Origin of the sequence: Bradyrhizobium mercantei, assembly GCF_001982635.1 — a bacterium.
In the GTDB taxonomy this organism is placed as follows: Bacteria; Pseudomonadota; Alphaproteobacteria; order Rhizobiales; family Xanthobacteraceae; genus Bradyrhizobium; species Bradyrhizobium mercantei.
On the sequence record NZ_MKFI01000004.1, the window covers coordinates 549156 to 567057 of the forward strand.

General features: G+C 65.9%; 16 protein-coding genes. 7 read left to right on the forward strand and 9 right to left on the reverse strand.

All coding sequences use genetic code 11. From position 1 onward, the window contains the following. The 3 genes from BI327_RS20675 to soxA are packed head-to-tail and all read left to right on the forward strand — an operon-like array spanning position 1 to position 1555. A complete protein-coding gene (locus BI327_RS20675) occupies positions 1-465 on the forward strand; it encodes a SoxY-related AACIE arm protein (RefSeq protein WP_076862618.1) in 465 nt (154 codons plus the stop codon). Further along, positions 465-785, forward strand: a complete 321-nt coding sequence (gene soxZ, locus BI327_RS20680; RefSeq protein WP_076862619.1) for a thiosulfate oxidation carrier complex protein SoxZ — start codon at positions 465-467, stop codon at positions 783-785. Before BI327_RS20675 ends, soxZ begins: the two co-directional genes overlap by 1 nt. Continuing rightward, complete coding sequence (gene soxA, locus BI327_RS20685; protein WP_076862620.1) at positions 782-1555, forward strand: sulfur oxidation c-type cytochrome SoxA; 774 nt, start codon at positions 782-784, stop codon at positions 1553-1555. Before soxZ ends, soxA begins: the two co-directional genes overlap by 4 nt. Positions 1556-1705: 150 nt before the next feature. On the opposite strand, the gene BI327_RS20690 is transcribed toward soxA, so the two are convergent. Then, positions 1706-2479 carry a ferredoxin--NADP reductase gene (locus BI327_RS20690; protein ID WP_076862621.1) on the reverse strand — a complete coding sequence of 258 codons (774 nt, stop codon included), beginning with the start codon at positions 2477-2479 and terminating at the stop codon, positions 1706-1708. Between the two features lie 171 nt (positions 2480-2650). Here BI327_RS20690 and BI327_RS20695 point away from each other — a divergent pair, with 171 nt between their 5' ends. After that, positions 2651-3847 (forward strand): amidohydrolase family protein, encoded by a 1197-nt coding sequence (locus BI327_RS20695; RefSeq protein WP_076862622.1) that lies wholly within the window; start codon positions 2651-2653, stop codon positions 3845-3847. Positions 3848-3985: 138 nt separating this feature from the next. On the opposite strand, the gene BI327_RS20700 is transcribed toward BI327_RS20695, so the two are convergent. The 8 genes from BI327_RS20700 to BI327_RS20735 form a co-directional block, all read right to left on the reverse strand. Then, complete coding sequence (locus BI327_RS20700) at positions 3986-4441, reverse strand: MarR family winged helix-turn-helix transcriptional regulator (protein WP_016842448.1); 456 nt, start codon at positions 4439-4441, stop codon at positions 3986-3988. 14 nt (positions 4442-4455) lie between these two features. Further along, entirely contained in the window at positions 4456-5160 is a 705-nt protein-coding gene (locus tag BI327_RS20705) for an ABC transporter ATP-binding protein (protein WP_076862623.1), read from the reverse strand. Continuing rightward, positions 5157-5948: an ABC transporter ATP-binding protein gene (locus BI327_RS20710; protein ID WP_076862624.1), complete on the reverse strand. Its 792-nt coding sequence runs from the start codon at positions 5946-5948 to the stop codon at positions 5157-5159. The genes BI327_RS20705 and BI327_RS20710 overlap by 4 nt, the downstream gene beginning before the upstream one ends. Then, positions 5945-7837, reverse strand: coding sequence for an ABC transporter permease (locus tag BI327_RS20715; RefSeq protein WP_076862625.1), 1893 nt, complete (start codon positions 7835-7837; stop codon positions 5945-5947). The genes BI327_RS20710 and BI327_RS20715 overlap by 4 nt, the downstream gene beginning before the upstream one ends. A 182-nt stretch (positions 7838-8019) precedes the next feature. Next, entirely contained in the window at positions 8020-9234 is a 1215-nt protein-coding gene (locus tag BI327_RS20720) for an ABC transporter substrate-binding protein (protein WP_076862626.1), read from the reverse strand. A 28-nt stretch (positions 9235-9262) separates the two neighbouring features. Beyond that, positions 9263-9847: an amino acid synthesis family protein gene (locus BI327_RS20725; protein ID WP_029078203.1), complete on the reverse strand. Its 585-nt coding sequence runs from the start codon at positions 9845-9847 to the stop codon at positions 9263-9265. A gap of 16 nt (positions 9848-9863) precedes the next feature. Beyond that, positions 9864-10772, reverse strand: a complete 909-nt coding sequence (locus tag BI327_RS20730; protein WP_076862627.1) for a UPF0280 family protein — start codon at positions 10770-10772, stop codon at positions 9864-9866. Continuing rightward, positions 10769-12217 (reverse strand): 6-hydroxynicotinate reductase, encoded by a 1449-nt coding sequence (locus BI327_RS20735; protein ID WP_076862628.1) that lies wholly within the window; start codon positions 12215-12217, stop codon positions 10769-10771. Before BI327_RS20735 ends, BI327_RS20730 begins: the two co-directional genes overlap by 4 nt. 277 nt (positions 12218-12494) lie before the next feature. On the opposite strand from BI327_RS20735, the gene BI327_RS20740 reads away from it, so the two are divergent. From BI327_RS20740 to pncB, 3 genes are all read left to right on the forward strand, one after another. Next, positions 12495-12962 carry a (2Fe-2S)-binding protein gene (locus tag BI327_RS20740; protein ID WP_076862629.1) on the forward strand — a complete coding sequence of 156 codons (468 nt, stop codon included), beginning with the start codon at positions 12495-12497 and terminating at the stop codon, positions 12960-12962. Continuing rightward, entirely contained in the window at positions 12962-16504 is a 3543-nt protein-coding gene (locus BI327_RS20745; protein ID WP_076862630.1) for a molybdopterin cofactor-binding domain-containing protein, read from the forward strand. Before BI327_RS20740 ends, BI327_RS20745 begins: the two co-directional genes overlap by 1 nt. Before the next feature lie 61 nt (positions 16505-16565). Continuing rightward, a complete protein-coding gene (gene pncB / locus BI327_RS20750; protein WP_076862631.1) occupies positions 16566-17870 on the forward strand; it encodes a nicotinate phosphoribosyltransferase in 1305 nt (434 codons plus the stop codon). The last annotated feature ends 32 nt before the right edge of the window (positions 17871-17902 follow it).

Consider the following 17902-nt stretch of genomic DNA (forward strand, 5'->3'; position numbering starts at 1 on the left):
ATGGCGAATTCAAACCACACCACACGCCGCAGGGTTCTGGGCCTCGCCGGAGGCGCCGCAGTGATGGTGATCGTGCGCCCTGCCGACGCGACGCCGGCGATGCTGCAGACCGCGATCCGCAATGTGGTCGGCGAAGCCAATGTGCGGACCGGCAAGGTCAAGCTCGACATCCCGCCGCTGGTCGAGAACGGCAATACGGTGCCGATGACGGTCAGCGTCACCAGCCCGATGACGGCGGATGAGTATGTGAAGAGCATCCATGTCTTCAACGAGAAGAACCCGCAGCCGAACATCGGCAATTTCTATCTCGGGCCGCGCGCCGGACGCGCGCAGGTGTCGACGCGCATCCGCCTCGCCGACAGCCAGAAGGTCACCGCGATCGCGCGGCTGTCCGACGACACGTTCTGGTCGGCGACCGCAGATGTCGTGGTGACGCTCGCCGCCTGCACCGAGGAGGCGATCTGATGCCGTCGGCCCTGATCAACGTACCGAAGAAGGCCAAGCGTGGCGACGTCATCGAGATCAAGACGCTGATGTCGCACATCATGGAGACCGGCTATCGCCACACCGCGTCCGGCGACGTGGTCCCGCGTGACATCATCACGAGCTTCACCTGCCGCTTCAACGGCGCGGAGGTGTTCCGCGCCGATCTTTATCCCGCGATCGCGGCCAATCCGTTCATCACCTTCTTCACCACGGTGACCGAGAGCGGCAAGTTCGAGTTCGAGTGGTCCGGCGACAAGGGGTTTTCGGAGACCGCACAGGCTTCGATCACGGTCGAATGAGGATTGCCGCCTGCATCGCGCTGCTGACGGCGATGGCGGGCGCAGCGCTCGCCACCGAGATTCCGCTATCCGAACGCCGCTCCGGCTACAGCTTCATGAGCGCTGACACCAGGGCGATGCAGGACGAGGACACCGCCAACCCCGGCATGCTCTCCGTACTCGACGGCGAGACGCTGTGGAAGCGCAAGGCCGGCACCGCGGACAAGGCCTGCGCCGATTGTCACAATGATGCGCGCGTCAGCATGAAGGGCGTCGCGGCGCACTATCCCGCCTTCGAGAAGGCGCTGGGAAAGCCGGTCGACCTCGAAGGGCGGATCAACGTTTGCCGCACCAACCACCAGCAGGCATCGCCCTTCGCCTATGAAAGCCGGGATCTGCTGGCGCTATCAGCCTATGTCGCGCAGCAATCGCGCGGCGAGCCGATCGCGGCCGGCGACGATCCGGAGCTGGCGCCGTTCGTCGAAAAGGGCCACGCGCTGTTCATGCAGCGGCAGGGCCAGCTCAATCTGGCCTGCACTAATTGCCACGACGACAATTGGGACAAGAAGCTCGCAGGCAGCGCGATCACGCAGGGACAGCCGACCGGCTATCCGCTTTATCGGCTGGAATGGCAGGCGCTCGGATCATTGCAGCGGCGGCTGCGCGCCTGCATCACCGGCATCCGAGCACAGGCCTATGATTATGGTTCGCTGGAGCTGGTCGAGCTCGAGCTCTATCTGATGACGCGGGCGCGCGGCATGCCGATCGAGACGCCGGCGGTGAGGCCCTAGCGCTATCAACGTTGTTGCAAACGACGCGAAGCAACCCATTACTCCCGGCTGTACCGGAAGATGGATTGCTTCGTCGCTTCGGCGCAAAATTGCTTTCGCAATCTTGTCGCGAACCCTTCGCAGTGACGGGGCTGGAGATCGCTGCGAAGACTAACGCTCGGCGAACGCCTTCTCGACCACGAACTGGGCGGGCTCGCCGTGATTGCCCTCGACGAGGCCGCGGCCATTCAGCAGCGCGCGGGTGTCGGCGACCAGCGCCGGCGAGCCGCAGATCATGACGCGGTCATGCGCGGCATCGAGCGCCGGCAGGCCGATATCGGTGAACAGCTTGCCCGAGGTGATGAGGTCGGTGATGCGGCCGCGGTTGCGGAACGGATCGCGCGTCACGGTCGGATAGTAGATCAGCTGGTCGCGCACCAGCTCGCCGATCAACTCGTCCTGCGGCAGCTTCTCGGTGATCATCTCGCCATAGGCGAGCTCCTTGACGCGGCGGCAGCCGTGCAGCAGCACGACCTTCTCGAACCGGTCATAGGTCTCGGGATCCTTAATCACGCTGAGGAACGGCGCAAGGCCGGTGCCGGTGCCGATCAGATAGAGGTTGCGGCCGTCCTCGAGGTTGTCGATCACCAGCGTGCCGGTGGCCTTGCGGCTGACGATGATCTCGTCGCCTTGCTTGAGGTGCTGGAGGCGCGAGGTCAGCGGGCCGTCCGGAACCTTGATCGAGAAGAACTCCAGCGTGTCCTCGTAATTCGCGCTGGCGACGCTGTAGGCGCGCAGCAGCGGCTTCTCGCCGACCTTGAGTCCGATCATGGTGAACTCGCCGTTGCGGAAGCGGAACGACGGATTGCGCGTGGTCTTGAAGGAGAACAGCGTGTCGGTCCAGTGGTGGACGCTGAGGACGCTTTCCTGGTTGAAATTGCTCATCGCACCAATCCCTGATTTGTGCTGCGGCGGCTGGGGACTTGAACCCAGTTGACCGGCCGGATCGTTTGTATACGATCATTCGTATACAAACGAATAATCCGGCTTGATCGAAAAGTCAAGCCGGGCTCAAATTCCCGGGCAATTCGGGAAGAAACAGAAGGAAAACACCCCATGGCTCACGACGCGCCCCAGGCCACCGGCCCCAGCAAGCTGGTGATCCGCAACATCGGGCTCTTGCTGTCGGGAGCGCTGGAGAAGCCGATCCTGGATGCCGATACCATCGTGGCCGAGAACGGCAAGATCACTGCGATCGGCCGCCTCAAGGACGTCGACACCGAAGGCGCCACCACCATTGTCGATGCCATGGGAACGACGGTCGCGCCCGGCCTGATCGACAGTCACGTCCATCCGGTCGCCGGCGACTGGACGCCGCGGCAGAACCAGATCAACTGGATCGACAGCTATCTGCACGGCGGCGTCACCACCATGATCTCCGCCGGCGAGGTGCATATGCCCGGCCGTCCGCGCGACGTGGTCGGGCTGAAGGCGATGGCGATCTTCGCGCAGCGCGCGTTCTGGACGCTGCGTCCGGGCGGCGTGAAGGTGCATGCCGGTGCGCCTGTGATCGAATGCGAGATGGTGGAGGACGATTTCAAGGAAATGGCCGCCGCCGGCGTCAAGCTGCTCGGCGAGGTCGGGCTCGGTGGCGTGAAGGACGGGCCGACGGCGCGGAAAATGGTCGGCTGGGCCCGCAAATACGGCATCCAGAGCACGATCCACACCGGCGGTCCTTCCATCCCCGGCTCCGGCCTGATCGATAAGGACGTGGTGCTGGAGGCCGACACCGACGTGGTCGGCCACATCAATGGCGGCCACACTGCCCTGCCCGACGACCAGATCCGCTGCATCTGCGAGGGCTGCAAGCGCGGGCTCGAGCTGGTGCACAACGGCAATGAGCGCTCGGCGCTGTTCACGCTGCGCACCGCGCGCGAGATGGGCGATCTGCATCGCGTCATCCTCGGCACCGACGCGCCGGCCGGCTCCGGCGTGCAGCCGCTCGGCATTCTGCGGATGGTCTCGCTGCTGTCCTCGCTCGGCGAACTGCCCGCTGAGCTCGCGTTCTGCCTCGCGACCGGCAACACCGCGCGGATGCGCGAGCTCGATTGCGGCCTGATCGAGGTCGGCCGCTCCGCCGATTTCGTGCTGATGGACAAGGCGCAGCATTCGCCGGGCAAGAACATCCTGGAGAGCGTGCAGCTCGGCGATCTCCCGGGCATCGGCATGACCATCATCGACGGCATCGTCCGCACCCAGCGCAGCCGCAACACCCCGCCCGCGGGGAAGGTGCCGGAGATCGTGGCGAAGTAGGGGACGATTGCGCGACCCGTCATCCTGAGGTGCGAGCGAAGCGAGCCTCGAAGGATGAATCGGCCACCAGCGGGGCCGTCGACCCTTCGAGGCTCGCCAAGAGGCGAGCACCTCAGGGTGACGGTGCTGGAATTTATGTCACCGCAGCTTCCCGAGCAGCGCGATCAGCGTTTCGCGCTCCTTGGCGTCGAGCGGCGCCAGCGTCTCCCTTGAGATCACCAGCGCATTCGGCGCGGCCTTGTCGGCCATCTGCTGGCCGGCGCGCGTCAGGCTCACCAGCAGCCGGCGGCCGTCGTCGGGATCGGGCGCGGTCTCGGTCAGGCCGCGCGCGGTCAGGCGGTCGATCACGCCCTTGATGGTCGCAACGTCCATCGAGGTCAGCCGCCCGAGCTGGTTCTGCGAACAGGCCCCGACCTCCGACAGCTTCGACAGCGCCGCCCACTGCGTCGGCGTCAGATTGATGCCGATCTCGCGGGCGAAGATCACGGCGTGGCGCTGCGACACCTGGCGCAGGATGAAGCCGATCTGCTCGTCCAGCACGTATCCCGGTTTCGTCGCCTTGACGCTTCGCTTCTGTGCAGCACTCCTCGCCATTGTCCACCTGCCCTTTACAGCGACAGATGCGCGTCGCGGACATCCGGACGCGCATCAAGCTCCGCCATGGTGCCCCCAAAGCAGATCCGGCCGCGCTCGATGATATAGGCGCGGTCCGAGATGAGCCGGGCGAAATGCAGATTCTGCTCGGAGACGACGATGCTGACGCCCTCTTTCTTCATCGCCAGGATCGCATCGACCATCTGCTCGACGATTTTCGGCGACAGCCCCTCCGACGGCTCGTCGAGCAGCACCAGCGACGGATTGCCCATCAGCGTGCGCGCGATGGTCAGCATCTGCTGCTCGCCGCCGCTCATCCGCCCGCCGGGGCGGCTGCGCATCTCGCCGAGGTTGGGAAACAGCTTGAACAGTTTCTCCCGGTCCCATTGCGGCGCGCCCGGCCGCTTCGGCTGGCGGCCGACCTCGAGATTTTCTTCGACCGTCAGATCCGTGAAGATGCGCCGCTCCTCCGGCACATAGCCGAGCCCGCCACGCACGATCGCATGCGTCGGCAGATCGGAGACGTCCCTGCCCTCGAACATCACGCGGCCGGAGCGGTTCTCGACCAGGCCGACGATGGAGCGGAACGTGGTCGACTTGCCGGCGCCGTTGCGGCCGAGGAGCGCGACCACCTCACCCTCGCCGACCTCGAGCGCGATGTCGAACAGGATATGCGCCGGCCCGTAGAAGCTGTTGAGGTCCTTCACCGTCAACTTCATGCCGATGCTCCCTCGCGGTGCCGCGCGTCGTAGAGGAGGCCCTCGCCGAGATAGATCGCCCGCACCTGGGCATTGCCGCGGACTTCTTCCGGCGAGCCCTCGGCGATCAGGCTGCCGCGGTTGAGCACCAGGATGCGGTCGGCATGCTCGAACACCACGTCCATATCGTGTTCGGTGAAGAGAACGCCGATCGACTGCTCGCGCGCAATCCGCGCCGTCAGCCGCATCAGCTCGACGCGCTCGCGCGGCGCCATGCCGGCGGTCGGCTCGTCCATCAAGAGCAGCTTCGGCTGGTTGGCGAGCGCGATCGCAAGCTCGAGCCGCTTGACGTCGCCATAGGCGAGCTCGCCGCACGGGCGCTCCGCATAGGCGCCCATGCCGACCAGGTCGAGCAGCCGCCCGGCCTCGTCGCGGGCGTGACGCGCGGTCGAGGTCCACAGATTGAACAGCTGCGCGCCGTGCGACACCAGCGCGACCTGCACATTCTCGCGCACCGTCATGGTCGGGAATGTAGCCGCGATCTGGAAGGTGCGGCCCACCCCCATGCGCCAGATCGCGCGCGGCTTCTTGCCGGTGGTCTCGGCGCCCAGCACGCGGATGCGGCCGCTGTCGGGAATGTTCTGGCCGTTGAGCATGTCGAAGCAGGTGCTCTTGCCCGCGCCGTTCGGTCCGATCAGTGCCAGGATCTCGCCGGCACGCAATTCGAAGGAAACGCCGCGCACCGCGTGCACGCCGCCATAGGATTTGGTCAGCCCTTCGACCGACAGCAATGTGGGGACCATGCTCATTCGGCGCTTTCGATGCGGGAGGTCAGCAATGGCGACGGCGCCGATGACGAGGATTTGCGCCTGCGATGCATGTAGGCTTCCAGCGTACCGACGATGCCCTTCGGGAACGCGACCACGATCAGCACGACGAAGCCGCCGAGCACGAGCTTTGAGAGATCGGTCTGGCTGACCAGCCAGATATTGAGCGCCTTGTAGACGATCGCGCCGACCACCGCGCCCGACACCGTCTCGACGCCGCCGAGCAGCACCATGACCAGCGCGTCGACCGACAGCGAGATGCCCATGTTGTCGGGGAATACGCTGCCCTTGAGATAGGCGAACAGCGCGCCGGCAAGGCCTGCGACCGTGCCCGCGATCACGAAGGCGGTCCACTGGATGCGCTTGCCGTTGATGCCGATCGCTTCGCTGCGCAGCGGCGAATCGCGCGTGGCGCGCAGCGCAAAACCGAACGGCGAGAACACGATGATGCGCAGGATCACCACCGCAAGCGCGGCGATGCCGAGCGACAGCCAGTAGAAATGCGACGGGCTCGCCGCCCATTTCTCCGGCCAGACCCCGAGAATGCCATTGTCGCCGCCGGTGACCGACACCCACTGGAACGCGATCGACCACACGATCTGGGCAAAGGCCAAGGTCAGCATCGCGAAATAGACGCCGGAGAGCTGCACCGCGAAGAAGCCGAACACGGCGGCACCCATCAGGCCCAGCAGCGGACCGAGCAGCAGGCAGGCGATCATCGGCAGGCCCACCATCTTGGCGAGCAACGCCACGCCATAGGCGCCGAGGCCGAAATAGGCCGCATGGCCGAACGAGGCGAGCCCACCGACCGACATCAGGAAGTGCAAGCTGACCGCGAAGATCACGAAGATCGCGATCTCGGAGCCGACGGTGAGCAGATAATTGCCGGCGACGAACGGCAGCGCGGCGGCGACGACCAGCACGGCGATCGCCGCGAGCCGTTCGTTCACGGTCAGCGGCCGCCACGGATTGACGGTCAAGCCCGGCGTGCGCCGCGCCGGCGCCTCCGGCTTGCCGAACAGGCCCCACGGACGGACGATCAGCACCACCGCCATCACCAGGAACACCAGGATGATCGAGATCTTCGGAAAGATCAGGATGCCGAAGGCGTTGAGCTCGGACACCAGCACTGCCGCGACGAAGGCGCCGATGATGCTGCCGAGGCCGCCGATCACGACCACGACGAAGACCTCGACGATGACACGCAGATCCATCGCGTGATTGACCGCATCGCGCGGAATCTGCAGCGCGCCGCCGAGCGCGGCGAGGAAGACGCCGAGCGCGAACACGCTGGTGAACAGCCATTTCTGATTGACGCCCAGCGCCGCGACCATGTCGCGGTCCTGCGTTGCCGCACGCACCAGGACGCCCCAGCGGGTACGCTGGAACAACAGCCAGAGCACGCCGAGCACGACCGGCCCGAGCACGATCAGGAACAGGTCGTAGCTCGGAATATTCTGGCCGAAGAAATCGATCGCGCCCTTGAAGCCCGGGGCGCGGCGGCCGACCAGATCGTCCGGGCCCCAGATCAGCACCACGAGGTCCTCGACCATCAGGGTCAGGCCGAAGGTCGCGAGCAACTGGAACAGCTCGGGCGAATGATAGATCCGGCGCAGTAGCACCATCTCGACCAGCACGCCGATCGCAGCAACGGCCAGCGCGGCGACGAGGATGCCGCCCCAGAAGCCGAACGCACCCGAGAAGCGTTCGGTCAGGGTGAAGGCGACATAGGCGCCGAGCATGTAGAACGCGCCATGCGCGAAATTCACGATCCGCGTCACGCCGAAGATGATCGACAGACCCGAAGCGACCAGGAACAGCGACGCCGCGCTGGCAAGACCGGTCAGGAACTGGACGATGTAGAAAGCCATGGGCGGTCCGCGTTGGAGATAACAAACGTCACTTTCCTTCACCTCGCCCCGCTTGCGGGGAGAGGTCGAAACTCAAGCGCGAGCTCGAGTTTCGGGTGAGGGGGACTCTCCGCGAACTCACTCGTGGAGACGCCCCTCACCCCAACCCTCTCCCCGCAAGAGCGGGGCGAGGGAGAAGAAGATCAATCCTTCGGCCGCAGCTTCTCGATTTCGGCATCGCTGGGCAGATAGTCCGAGCCCTTGCGATACGCGGTATCGACCATGATGCCCTTGCCGTCCTTCAGCGCGGTCTTGCCGGTGAAGGCACCAAGCGTCGACTGGTGATCGATCTTGCGGAAGGTGATCTCGCCGAACGGCGACGGCATCGAGATGCCTTCGGCCGCAGCGATCAGCTTCTCGGGATCGCTCGAGCCGGCTTTCGCAAGGATCGCCGCCGCCGCCTTGATGGTCTGATAGCCGACGATCGAGCCGAGCCGCGGATAGTCGTTGTACTTGGCCTGATAGGCTTTCAGGAACGCGTCATGCTCGGCCGTCTTGATCGAGTACCAGGGATAGCCGGTGACGATCCAGCCCTCCGGTGTCTCGTCCTTCAGCGGATCGAGATATTCCGGCTCGCCGGTCAGGAAGCTCACCACGGTCCGGCCCTTGAACACGCCGCGGGTGTTGCCTTCGCGCACGAGCTTGACCAGGTCGGCACCGAAGGTGACGTTGAGGATCGCCTCCGGGTTTGCTGCGGCAACCGCCTGCACCACCGGGCCGGCGTCGATCTTGCCCTGCGGCGGCCACTGCTCGTCGACCCACTGGATATCGGGCCGCTTCGCCGACATCAGCTTCTTGAACACCGCGACCGCCGACTGGCCGTATTCATAGTTCGGCGCGATCGTCGCCCAGCGCTTTGCGGGAAGTTTTGCGGCTTCTTCCACCAGCATCGCGGCCTGCATGTAGTTCGACGGCCGCAGGCGGAAGGTATACCGATTACCCTTCGACCAGGTGATCGCGTCGGTCAGTGGCTCCGCGGCGAGGAAGAATACCTTCTTCTGGTTCGCGAAGTCAGAGACCGCGAGCCCGATATTGGAGAGGAACGTACCGGTCAGCATCGCGACGTTTTCGCTCGACACCAGCTCGTTCGCCGCGGTCTGCGCATCCGCCGGCTTGCCGCCGTCATCCTTGGAAATGACGACGAGCTTCTTGCCGTTGATACCGCCGGCCGCATTGATCTCCTCCACCGCGAGCTGCCAGCCCTTGCGATAGGGCTCGGTGAACGCCGGCAGCAACGAATAGGAGTTGATCTCGCCGATCTTGATTTCGCTCTGCGCCACGGCCTGCGTCGTCATGGCGCCCGTTGCCATGGCCGCGACCGCGATCGCCAATCCCGCCCCTACGAAATAACCACGCATCCCGTCCTCCAGTTTTTCTTGAAAGAGATTATCGCAATCCGTCTTCGCCTTTGACCTCATCAACCGTCAGCCCGCCGACGCGCGGCAGCGGCCGGCCGCTGTCGGTCACCGCGACCGCCACCATGATCTCGTTGGCCCGCGGCGCGTCGTTGATCTGCACTTCCATGCCGTCGAAATGGCTGCGCACGAAAGCCGCATCCTTGTGCCCGAGCGGAATATCCAGCGTGGTGCCGGGGCCCGAGCGCTTCTTCGACGACGGGATCAGCGCCGCCCCCTTGGAGAGCACCTTGCGCACCGGCGCGCCCATCTTCGGATGCAGGATCGCGGCCGCGTGCTCGAGCTCGCCATTCTCGCCGACCGCGGCGGCCTTGCCGTAGCTGTGCGCCTTGGCGCCGTCGATGCCGAGCGCGGCGACCGCCCGCTTCGACAGCAACTCGCCAAGTTCCTCCCCGATCGCGATCAGCGGCGACAGATCCTCGACATAGCGGCCGGCAAAGGGGTTCTCGATCACGGCGATCGCGGCGGCGCGCCGGGTCGGCGGCGCGATGGTCTTGCCCATCTCCAGATGGGTCTCCTCGACCACGGTGACGATCTTGCGAATGACGGCGCTCATCTTGCCTCGCTCCCGGTCATGCCTGCAGCATGATTTCTGACGTTCTTGTTTGAAACGCGTGCGACGCCGGCGTCCCGTTTCCAGTTGCACCGACAAGCCGCGTTTCGCCCAGTAGACGCAATGCCGCGCCCTCGATCAATCCCGACATCAGAAGCACGCGCGCCCGCGCCGCCCCCGCCTCCAGCGCCTGCTCGATTTCATGCCCCGCCAAAGCCCCGACATCGCGCGTCACCAGCCGTGCGCCGAGATCGCTGTCGGGCTGCAGTTCGTTGGCGGGAAGACGAATGATTGCGGGATGGCCGGGCAGATCGACCGCATTGGCGATCACGGTCGCCGCGGCATCGGCCTGCGATGCCGTCCGCGCCAGCACGGTGACGGCATCGGCAATGCCGAGCGAGAAGCTGCGGCCGTGGCGGCCGCTTGTCGCGATGCCGCGCACCGGCATCTTGGCATCGACGGTCATGGTGTGCATCACGCCATGGCGGTCCGGCCGGTCCATCAGGCCGACGCTGAACTGCTCGCCACCTGCGAGATGCAGGGCAATATCGCCGCCATTGTTGACATAGGCACGGTCGAGCGTTGCCATCCTTAACATCGCGCCGAGGATTTCCTCGGCGACCGAGCCTGCGACCGCCGCCATCGGCGTGATGAAGCAGTCGGCGGCAAACGGCGCGACCGCCGCATGCATGCGCCGTGCGACCACTCCATTCAGCGCACTGTGCTTGGGATTGGCCGCGCTGCGCAACTCGGCCAGTTCCACGCAGAGTTCGTCGAGCAAGCCCCTGAAACGCTCCGCCGCCGCCTGATAGGCGGCGCTGACGTCGGCATCCCTGCCCTTGGCTTCGATGACCAGATCGATGGGACCGTCCTGCAAATGCAGCCGCTTGCCGTCAGGAAGAAGCGCGATTTGCGGGAGCCTTCTCATGCGCGCCGCCCGGGAAGATACGGCATCGGCTTGATCTCGGCGCTGTCCCGCAGCGACGACAGCGGCCGGACATAGTCCATATGGCCGCCGAGCGCCGCGTAATCCGTGAGCCGCATCGTGAACTCGATCGGCGCCACCAACGCCGGGGTCGGCACATAGCCGAAGGCGCCGGCCGGCATCTGCGTGACATCGACCATGAAGGTGATGCCGCCGCCCGGCCAGACATAGACCGGCGCGCCGCCGCTGGTGACCCTTGTGAGCGCATCCTTGACCGAACGGGTCAGCCGCACCGGATTGTCGGTGACGCCGGCGCGCAGCGATCCGCCCGCGCCGCCCATGAACAGCACGGTGCACAGCGCTGGCTCACAATTCTCCTGGATCCGCTCGACCGAGAAGCGGAGATCCGCCGGCATCTCGGTTTCGACCGGCTTCAACGCCCCGTCGAGCACGTAGTAGGACGCATGCTCGCCTGTCGTCGAGACCATCAGCATGGTCAGTCCAGGCCGCGCTTCCTTGGCATTGAAGGGACCGAGGATCGACAGCGGATCGGAGATGTTGGTGCCGCCCCACCCGGTGCCGGGATCGGCGACCTGGAAGTAGCGGCCGGGCGTCGAGCGGCGGCCCTTCATCTTGATGCCGGTATCGGCGATGTCGAGCAACTTGCCGGCCTGGTGCTCGCTGAGCACGCCGGTGATGTGGTCGTCGACCACCACGACCTCATCGACCTTGCCGTGCCATTGCTTGGCGAACATGCCGATCGTCGCCGAGCCGCAGCCGACCCGCATGCGCTCTTCTGCCACACCGTTGACGATCGGCGGTTTGCCGGCCTGCACCACGACGGTGGCGCCGCCATCGATGGTCAGCGCCACCGCCTTGCAATTGGAGAGGTCCATCAGCGTGTCGCAGGTGACACGGCCCTCTTTCTTGGAGCCGCCGGTCAGGTGATGCACGCCGCCGAGCGAGAGCATCTGCGAGCCATATTCGCTGGTCGTGACATGGCCGACCGCCTCGCCGTCCGCGCGAACGGTCGCGGTCTCCGGACCGAGATAGCGGTCGGTGTCGATCTTCACCTTGACGCCGCAATAGGAGAAAATGCCCTCGGTCACCACGGTGACCATGTCGACGCCGTCGACCTCCGACGACACGATGAAGGGCGCCGGCTTGTAGTCCGGATAGGTGGTTCCGGCGCCGATCGCGGTGACGAAGAGCTCGGGCTGGCGGACGATCTTGCCGTCCCAGTCGCCGCTCACCTGGAACGGAACCAGCTTGCCGCCGTGCGAGACCGTGCGCTCCAGCACGACATGCGGATCAACGCGCACCAGCGTGCCGTCGTGATTGGCATAGCGGTCGCACGCGCCGGCCGCCCCCGGCTTGATGTAACACATCACCGGACAGGCATCGCAGCGGATCTTGTCGCCGGCGGCGACGGTCATTGTGTCAGCCATCGTGACCAAGCCTGGACTTGTGGTGGCGGTCGATCATACTGCCCTTCCGCCTCCCTGCCTATATCGTTCGTATACGAATGATCCTGCGCGCGAGCCTCAAGCCTGTCAAGCGGCCTTTGCAATCAAACTCTGCCATTCGCTTGCGCACCCTGTTCATAAAGCGTGCACTCGCTGCAGCGCGGCATGCCGCCGCTTGCACGTTTGTATACAAACGTTATCCTCGCCGGCGATCCGACGCTGACATTGCAGCGCAAACATCAAGGGGAGAACCAGGGCAATGCGCCTGACCGTGAACGGCAGGAATCATGATGTCGACGCCGCTCCCGACACCGCATTGCTTTACGTGCTGCGCAACGATCTCGAATTGAACGGACCGAAATACGGTTGCGGGCTCGGCGAATGCGGCGCCTGCGCGGTGCTGATCGACGGCGTCGCGGCGCGCGCCTGCGTGATTCCAATCGAGGGCTGCGCGGGGCGCAACATCGTCACGCTCGAAGGTCTCGGCAGCCGCGAGCATCCCGATCCGGTGCAGGACGCCTTCATTCGCGAACAGGCCGCGCAGTGCGGCTATTGCCTCAACGGCATGATCATCTCGACCAAGGCGCTGCTCGCGCGCAACCCGACACCTTCGGAGCGCGAGGTGCTGGAAGCGCTGCGCTACAATCTCTGCCGCTGCGGCGCGCATATCGAGATCATCCGCGCGGCGATGCGCGCCGCCGGCCGCGCGCTCGAGGCGCGCGATTGATGGCGGACGCGCGATCTCCAGAGCAACGCCGGCGCGGCTCGCTGTCGGTCGTCCGCCCCGCGGTGCTGGGCGCGGAAGGCGCATTCGAGACCTTCATCACCATCACATCAGACGGGTCGGTCAACGCCTATAACGGCCATGTCGATCTCGGCACCGGCATCCGCACCGCGCTCGGCCAGATCGTCGCCGAAGAGCTCGACGTCTCCTTTGCCCGCGTGGTTGTGGTGCTCGGCGACACCGCCGTGGTGCCGAACCAGGGCGCGACGATCGCGAGCGAAACCATCCAGATCACCGCCGTACCCCTGCGCAAGGCCGCCGCGCAAGCGCGACACTTTTTGCTCAAGCGCGCGACCGAGCGGCTGGAGCTGCCAGCCAGCGACCTGACGATCGAGGACGGCCTGATCCGCGGCCACGACAATCGTAGCGTTACTTTTGGCGAGCTGATCGCGGATGAGACCATCCGGCTCGAGCTCGCCGACGACGTGCCGGTCAAGGAAGTGAGCGCCTATTCCGTCGTCGGCAAATCCGTGCCGCGCGTCGACCTGCCGGCGAAGGCCACCGGCGAGTTGGTCTACGTCCACGATGTGCGCGTGCCGGGCATGCTACACGGCCGCGTCGTCCGCCCGCCCTATGCCGGCGTCGACGCCGGCCCGTTCGTCGGCACCAGCCTGATCGCGGTCGATGAAGCCTCGGTGCGCGATATCCCCGGGCTGGTCGCGGTGGTGCGGATCGGCGATTTCGTCGGCGTCGTCGCCGAGCGCGAGGAGAATGCGATCAAGGCCGCCGCGCAGCTCAAAGTGAGCTGGAAGCCGGGGCCGGCGCTGACCGATCTCTCGGACATCGAGCAGGCGCTGCGCGCCAATCCTGCGACGCCGCGGCAATTGATCGACAAGGGCGACGTCGATGCCGCAATCAAGGCGGCAGCCAAGCCGATGCAACGGACTTACGTCTGGCCCTACCAGATGCACGGCTCGATCGGCCCGTCCTGCGCGGTTGCCGACTGCAGCGAGGGCGCGATCCGGGTCTGGTCCGGCACGCAGAACCCGCACATCCTGCGCGGCGATCTGGCGCTCCTGATCCAGCGGCCGGAATCCGAGATCGACGTGATCCGGATGGAAGCCGCCGGCTGCTACGGCCGCAACTGCGCCGACGACGTCTCCGCCGATGCGCTGCTGCTGTCGCGCGCGGTCGGCCGGCCCGTGCGGGTGCAGCTCACCCGCGAGCAGGAACACGCCTGGGAGCCGAAGGGCACCGCGCAGCTGATGGACGTCAATGGCGGGCTCAATGCCGACGGCAGCGTCGCCGGTTACGATTTTGCCACGCGCTATCCGTCGAACGGCGCGCCGACGCTGGCGCTCTTGCTCACCGGGCGGATCGCACCTGAAGCCGCCGTGTTCGAGATGGGCGATCGCACCGCGATCCCGCCTTACGACTACGAGAACATGCGCGTGGTCGCCAACGACATGCCGCCGATCGTGCGCGCGTCCTGGTTTCGCGGCGTCTCGGCGCTGCCGAACACGTTTGCGCATGAATCCTACATCGACGAGCTCGCTGCCGAGGCCGAGGTCGATCCGATCGAATACCGGCTGCGCTACTTGAAGGACAAGCGCGCGGTCGATCTCGTCAACGCGGTCGCCGAGCGCGCCGGCTGGACGCCGCGCCCGGTGTGGAAAGAGCCGGAAGCGGACGGCGATATCGTGCGCGGCCGCGGCTTTGCTTATGCGCTCTATGTGCACAGCAAGTTTCCCGGCTACGGCGCGGCATGGTCGGCATGGATCGCCGACGTCGCCGTCAACAAGGCGACCGGCGATGTCAGCGTGACGCGCGTCGTCGCCGGCCAGGACTCCGGGTTAATGATCAATCCCGAGGGCGTACGGCACCAGATCGAGGGCAACGTCATCCAGTCGACCAGCCGCGCGCTGATGGAGGAGGTCTCCTTCGAGCGCGGCGCGGTGACGGCGCGGGAATGGGGCGCCTACCCCATCATCAAATTCACCGAGCTGCCGAAGATCGACGTGCTGATGTTGCCGCGGCAGGACCAGCCGCCGCTCGGCGTCGGCGAATCCGCCTCGGTGCCGAGTGCGGCCGCGATCGCCAATGCGATCTATGATGCGACCGGCGTGCGCTTCCGCGAACTGCCGTTCACGCCGGAGCGCATTCTGAAGGGATTGCGCGGCGAGCAGCCTGCCGCACCCGCGCCGCTGCCGCCGCCCGCGCAGACCACTGATCTCAACAGATGGCAGAATCCATTTGCAAAACGCGGCGGCGTGCTCGCTGGCATTGCTGCACTCTGCGCGGCGGCGATCGGGATCGGCGCAGCGGTCTTGCCCTGGCGCGCGATCGCGCCGATCGCTCGCCCCGATGCCTCGGTCTATTCGGCCTCGACGATCGCGCGCGGCAAGGAGCTTGCGGCGCTCGGCGCATGCGCCGTCTGCCACACCTCGGAGCATGGTATCGCGAACGCCGGCGGCCGGCCGCTCGAAACGCCGTTCGGCACCATTTATACGACCAACATCACGCCCGACGTCGACACCGGCATCGGCGCCTGGTCCTATCCCGCGTTCGAGCGCGCGATGCGCGAGGGCATTCATCGCGACGGCCGCCATCTCTATCCGGCGTTTCCGTACACGCATTTCGCCAGGACCACCGAGGCCGACCTGCAGGCGCTCTATGCCTACCTGATGGCGCAAGCACCGGTGCGCGCCACGACGCCGGCGAATGCGCTGGCCTTTCCGTTCAACCTGCGGCCGCTGCTCGCCGGATGGAATGCGCTGTTCCATCAACCCAACACGTTCCAACCCGATTCCACGAAATCGCAGGCGTGGAATCGCGGCGCCTATCTGATCGAGGGCCTCGGCCATTGCAGCGCCTGCCACTCGCCGCGCAATGCGCTCGGCGCTGAGCAGCAGCGCGCCTATCTCGCCGGCGGCTTCGCCGAGGGCTGGGAGGCGCCGGCGCTGACCTCGCTGTCGAAGGCGCCGGTCCCCTGGAGCGAGGACGAGCTTTATGCCTATTTGCGCACCGGTGAGTCCCGCCTGCACGGCGTCGCCGCGGGCCCGATGGCGCCGGTCGTGAAAGAGCTCGCCGCGCTGCCCGACCACGACATCCGCGCGATGGCAGTCTACCTCGCCTCGTTCAACGCGACCGCCGACCGGCCGGCCCATGATGCCCTCGCCGCGAAGCTCGAAGCCGGTACTGCCGTCACCACCGCCGCCTCGGCCGGCGCGCGGATCTATCAGGGCGCCTGCGCGGTCTGCCATGAGGTCGGCGGCGCGCCGCTGTTCGGCAGCCGGCCCTCGCTGGCGCTGAACAGCAATCTGCACAGCGACGCCCCAGACAATCTGATCCAGGTGATCCTGCACGGCATCGCCAGGCCGGCGGTGACCGACCTCGGCTACATGCCGGCCTTCAAGGACAGCATGACCGACCGCCAGGTCACAGAGCTCGTCACCTTCCTCCGGCGGCAATTTGCCCCGGACAGGCCGGAATGGGCCGATGTAGCCGCCACGGTCGGCCGTATACGGCAGACCATAGCGCGCTGACCTGCCATGTTCCGCCCGAAACCCACTGGGCGACCGCCACGGGGCAGGCTAAGGTTCCCGCATGACCGTGACAGATATCGCGACCCGGACCTATAACCATGGCTGGCGGCTCGACCCGATCGTGCGCAGCCTGCTGGACACCGATTTCTACAAGCTGTTGATGCAGCAGATGATCCGGGAATGCTATCCGGACACCCGCACCACCTTTTCGGTGATCAACCGCTCGACCCATATCCGGCTCGCCGAGGTCATCGACGAGGGCGAGCTGCGCGCCCAGCTCGACCATGCCCGCACCATCCGCTTCACCAAGAAGGAACTGATCTGGCTCGCCGGCAACACGTTCTACGGCAAGACCCAGATGTTCTCGCCGGATTTCATCAACTGGCTCTCGACCTTCCGCCTGCCCGAATACGAGCTGCACAAGGTCGACGGCCAGTATGAGCTGCATTTCCACGGGCCGTGGACCCACACCACGATGTGGGAGATCCCGGCGCTCGCGATCCTCAACGAGCTGCGCTCGCGCGCGGCGACCAAGACCTACGGCCGCTTCGCGCTCGACGTGCTCTACGCCCGCGCAAAGGCCAAGCTGTGGGCCAAGGTCGAGCGGCTGCGCAAGCTCGATGGTCTGCGGCTGTCCGATTTCGGCACGCGCCGCCGCCACGGCTTCCTGTGGCAGCGCTGGTGCGTCGAGGCGGTGAAGGAAGGCCTCGGCTCCTCCTTCACCGGAACGTCGAACGTGCTGCTCGCGATGGACAACGATCTCGAGGCGATCGGCACCAATGCGCATGAGCTGCCGATGGTCGCCGCCGCGCTCGCCAATGACGACGAGGCGCTGCGCTGGGCGCCCTATCGCATCCTCGATCAGTGGCGCCACACCTATGGCGGCAACCTCCTGATCGCGCTGCCCGACGCCTTCGGCACCAAGCCGTTCCTGCGCGACGCGCCCGATTGGGTCGCAGACTGGACCGGGTTTCGTCCCGACAGCGCGCCGCCGATCACGGCCGGTGAAGAGATCATCAAGTGGTGGAAGCAGAAGGGCCGCGATCCCAAGGAGAAGCTCCTGGTGTTCTCCGACGCGATGGATGTCGGCTCGATCGAGGAGACCTTCCACCACTTCAAGGGCCGCGTGCGCGTCAGCTTCGGCTGGGGCACCAACCTCACCAATGATTTCGTCGGCTGCGCGCCCGACGGCACCGCCGAACTCGATCCGATCTCGATCGTCTGCAAGGTGACGTCGGTCGACGGACGCCCGGCCGTAAAGCTCTCCGACAATCCGGAGAAGGCGACCGGCATCCCCACAGAGGTCGAGCGCTATTTGCGCGTGTTCGGCAATGTCGGCCGCGTTCGCACAGCGGTTCACGTATAGACCTGCAGAGCAAATTTCCTCATCGACTGACC

Bases quoted from the DNA above. Each gene is read 5' to 3' on its own strand.
- BI327_RS20690 (WP_076862621.1), bottom strand. From the start codon at position 2,479: ATGAGCAATTTCAACCAGGAAAGCGTCCTCAGCGTCCACCACTGGACC.
- pncB (WP_076862631.1), top strand. From the start codon at position 16,566: ATGACCGTGACAGATATCGCGACCCGGACCTATAACCATGGCTGGCGG.
- soxA (WP_076862620.1), top strand. From the start codon at position 782: ATGAGGATTGCCGCCTGCATCGCGCTGCTGACGGCGATGGCGGGCGCA.
- soxZ (WP_076862619.1), top strand. From the start codon at position 465: ATGCCGTCGGCCCTGATCAACGTACCGAAGAAGGCCAAGCGTGGCGAC.
- BI327_RS20700 (WP_016842448.1), bottom strand. From the start codon at position 4,441: ATGGCGAGGAGTGCTGCACAGAAGCGAAGCGTCAAGGCGACGAAACCG.
- BI327_RS20725 (WP_029078203.1), bottom strand. From the start codon at position 9,847: ATGAGCGCCGTCATTCGCAAGATCGTCACCGTGGTCGAGGAGACCCAT.
- BI327_RS20710 (WP_076862624.1), bottom strand. From the start codon at position 5,948: ATGAGCATGGTCCCCACATTGCTGTCGGTCGAAGGGCTGACCAAATCC.
- BI327_RS20695 (WP_076862622.1), top strand. From the start codon at position 2,651: ATGGCTCACGACGCGCCCCAGGCCACCGGCCCCAGCAAGCTGGTGATC.
- BI327_RS20720 (WP_076862626.1), bottom strand. From the start codon at position 9,234: ATGCGTGGTTATTTCGTAGGGGCGGGATTGGCGATCGCGGTCGCGGCC.
- BI327_RS20745 (WP_076862630.1), top strand. From the start codon at position 12,962: ATGGCGGACGCGCGATCTCCAGAGCAACGCCGGCGCGGCTCGCTGTCG.
- BI327_RS20715 (WP_076862625.1), bottom strand. From the start codon at position 7,837: ATGGCTTTCTACATCGTCCAGTTCCTGACCGGTCTTGCCAGCGCGGCG.
- BI327_RS20735 (WP_076862628.1), bottom strand. From the start codon at position 12,217: ATGGCTGACACAATGACCGTCGCCGCCGGCGACAAGATCCGCTGCGAT.
- BI327_RS20740 (WP_076862629.1), top strand. From the start codon at position 12,495: ATGCGCCTGACCGTGAACGGCAGGAATCATGATGTCGACGCCGCTCCC.
- BI327_RS20730 (WP_076862627.1), bottom strand. From the start codon at position 10,772: ATGAGAAGGCTCCCGCAAATCGCGCTTCTTCCTGACGGCAAGCGGCTG.
- BI327_RS20705 (WP_076862623.1), bottom strand. From the start codon at position 5,160: ATGAAGTTGACGGTGAAGGACCTCAACAGCTTCTACGGGCCGGCGCAT.
- BI327_RS20675 (WP_076862618.1), top strand. From the start codon at position 1: ATGGCGAATTCAAACCACACCACACGCCGCAGGGTTCTGGGCCTCGCC.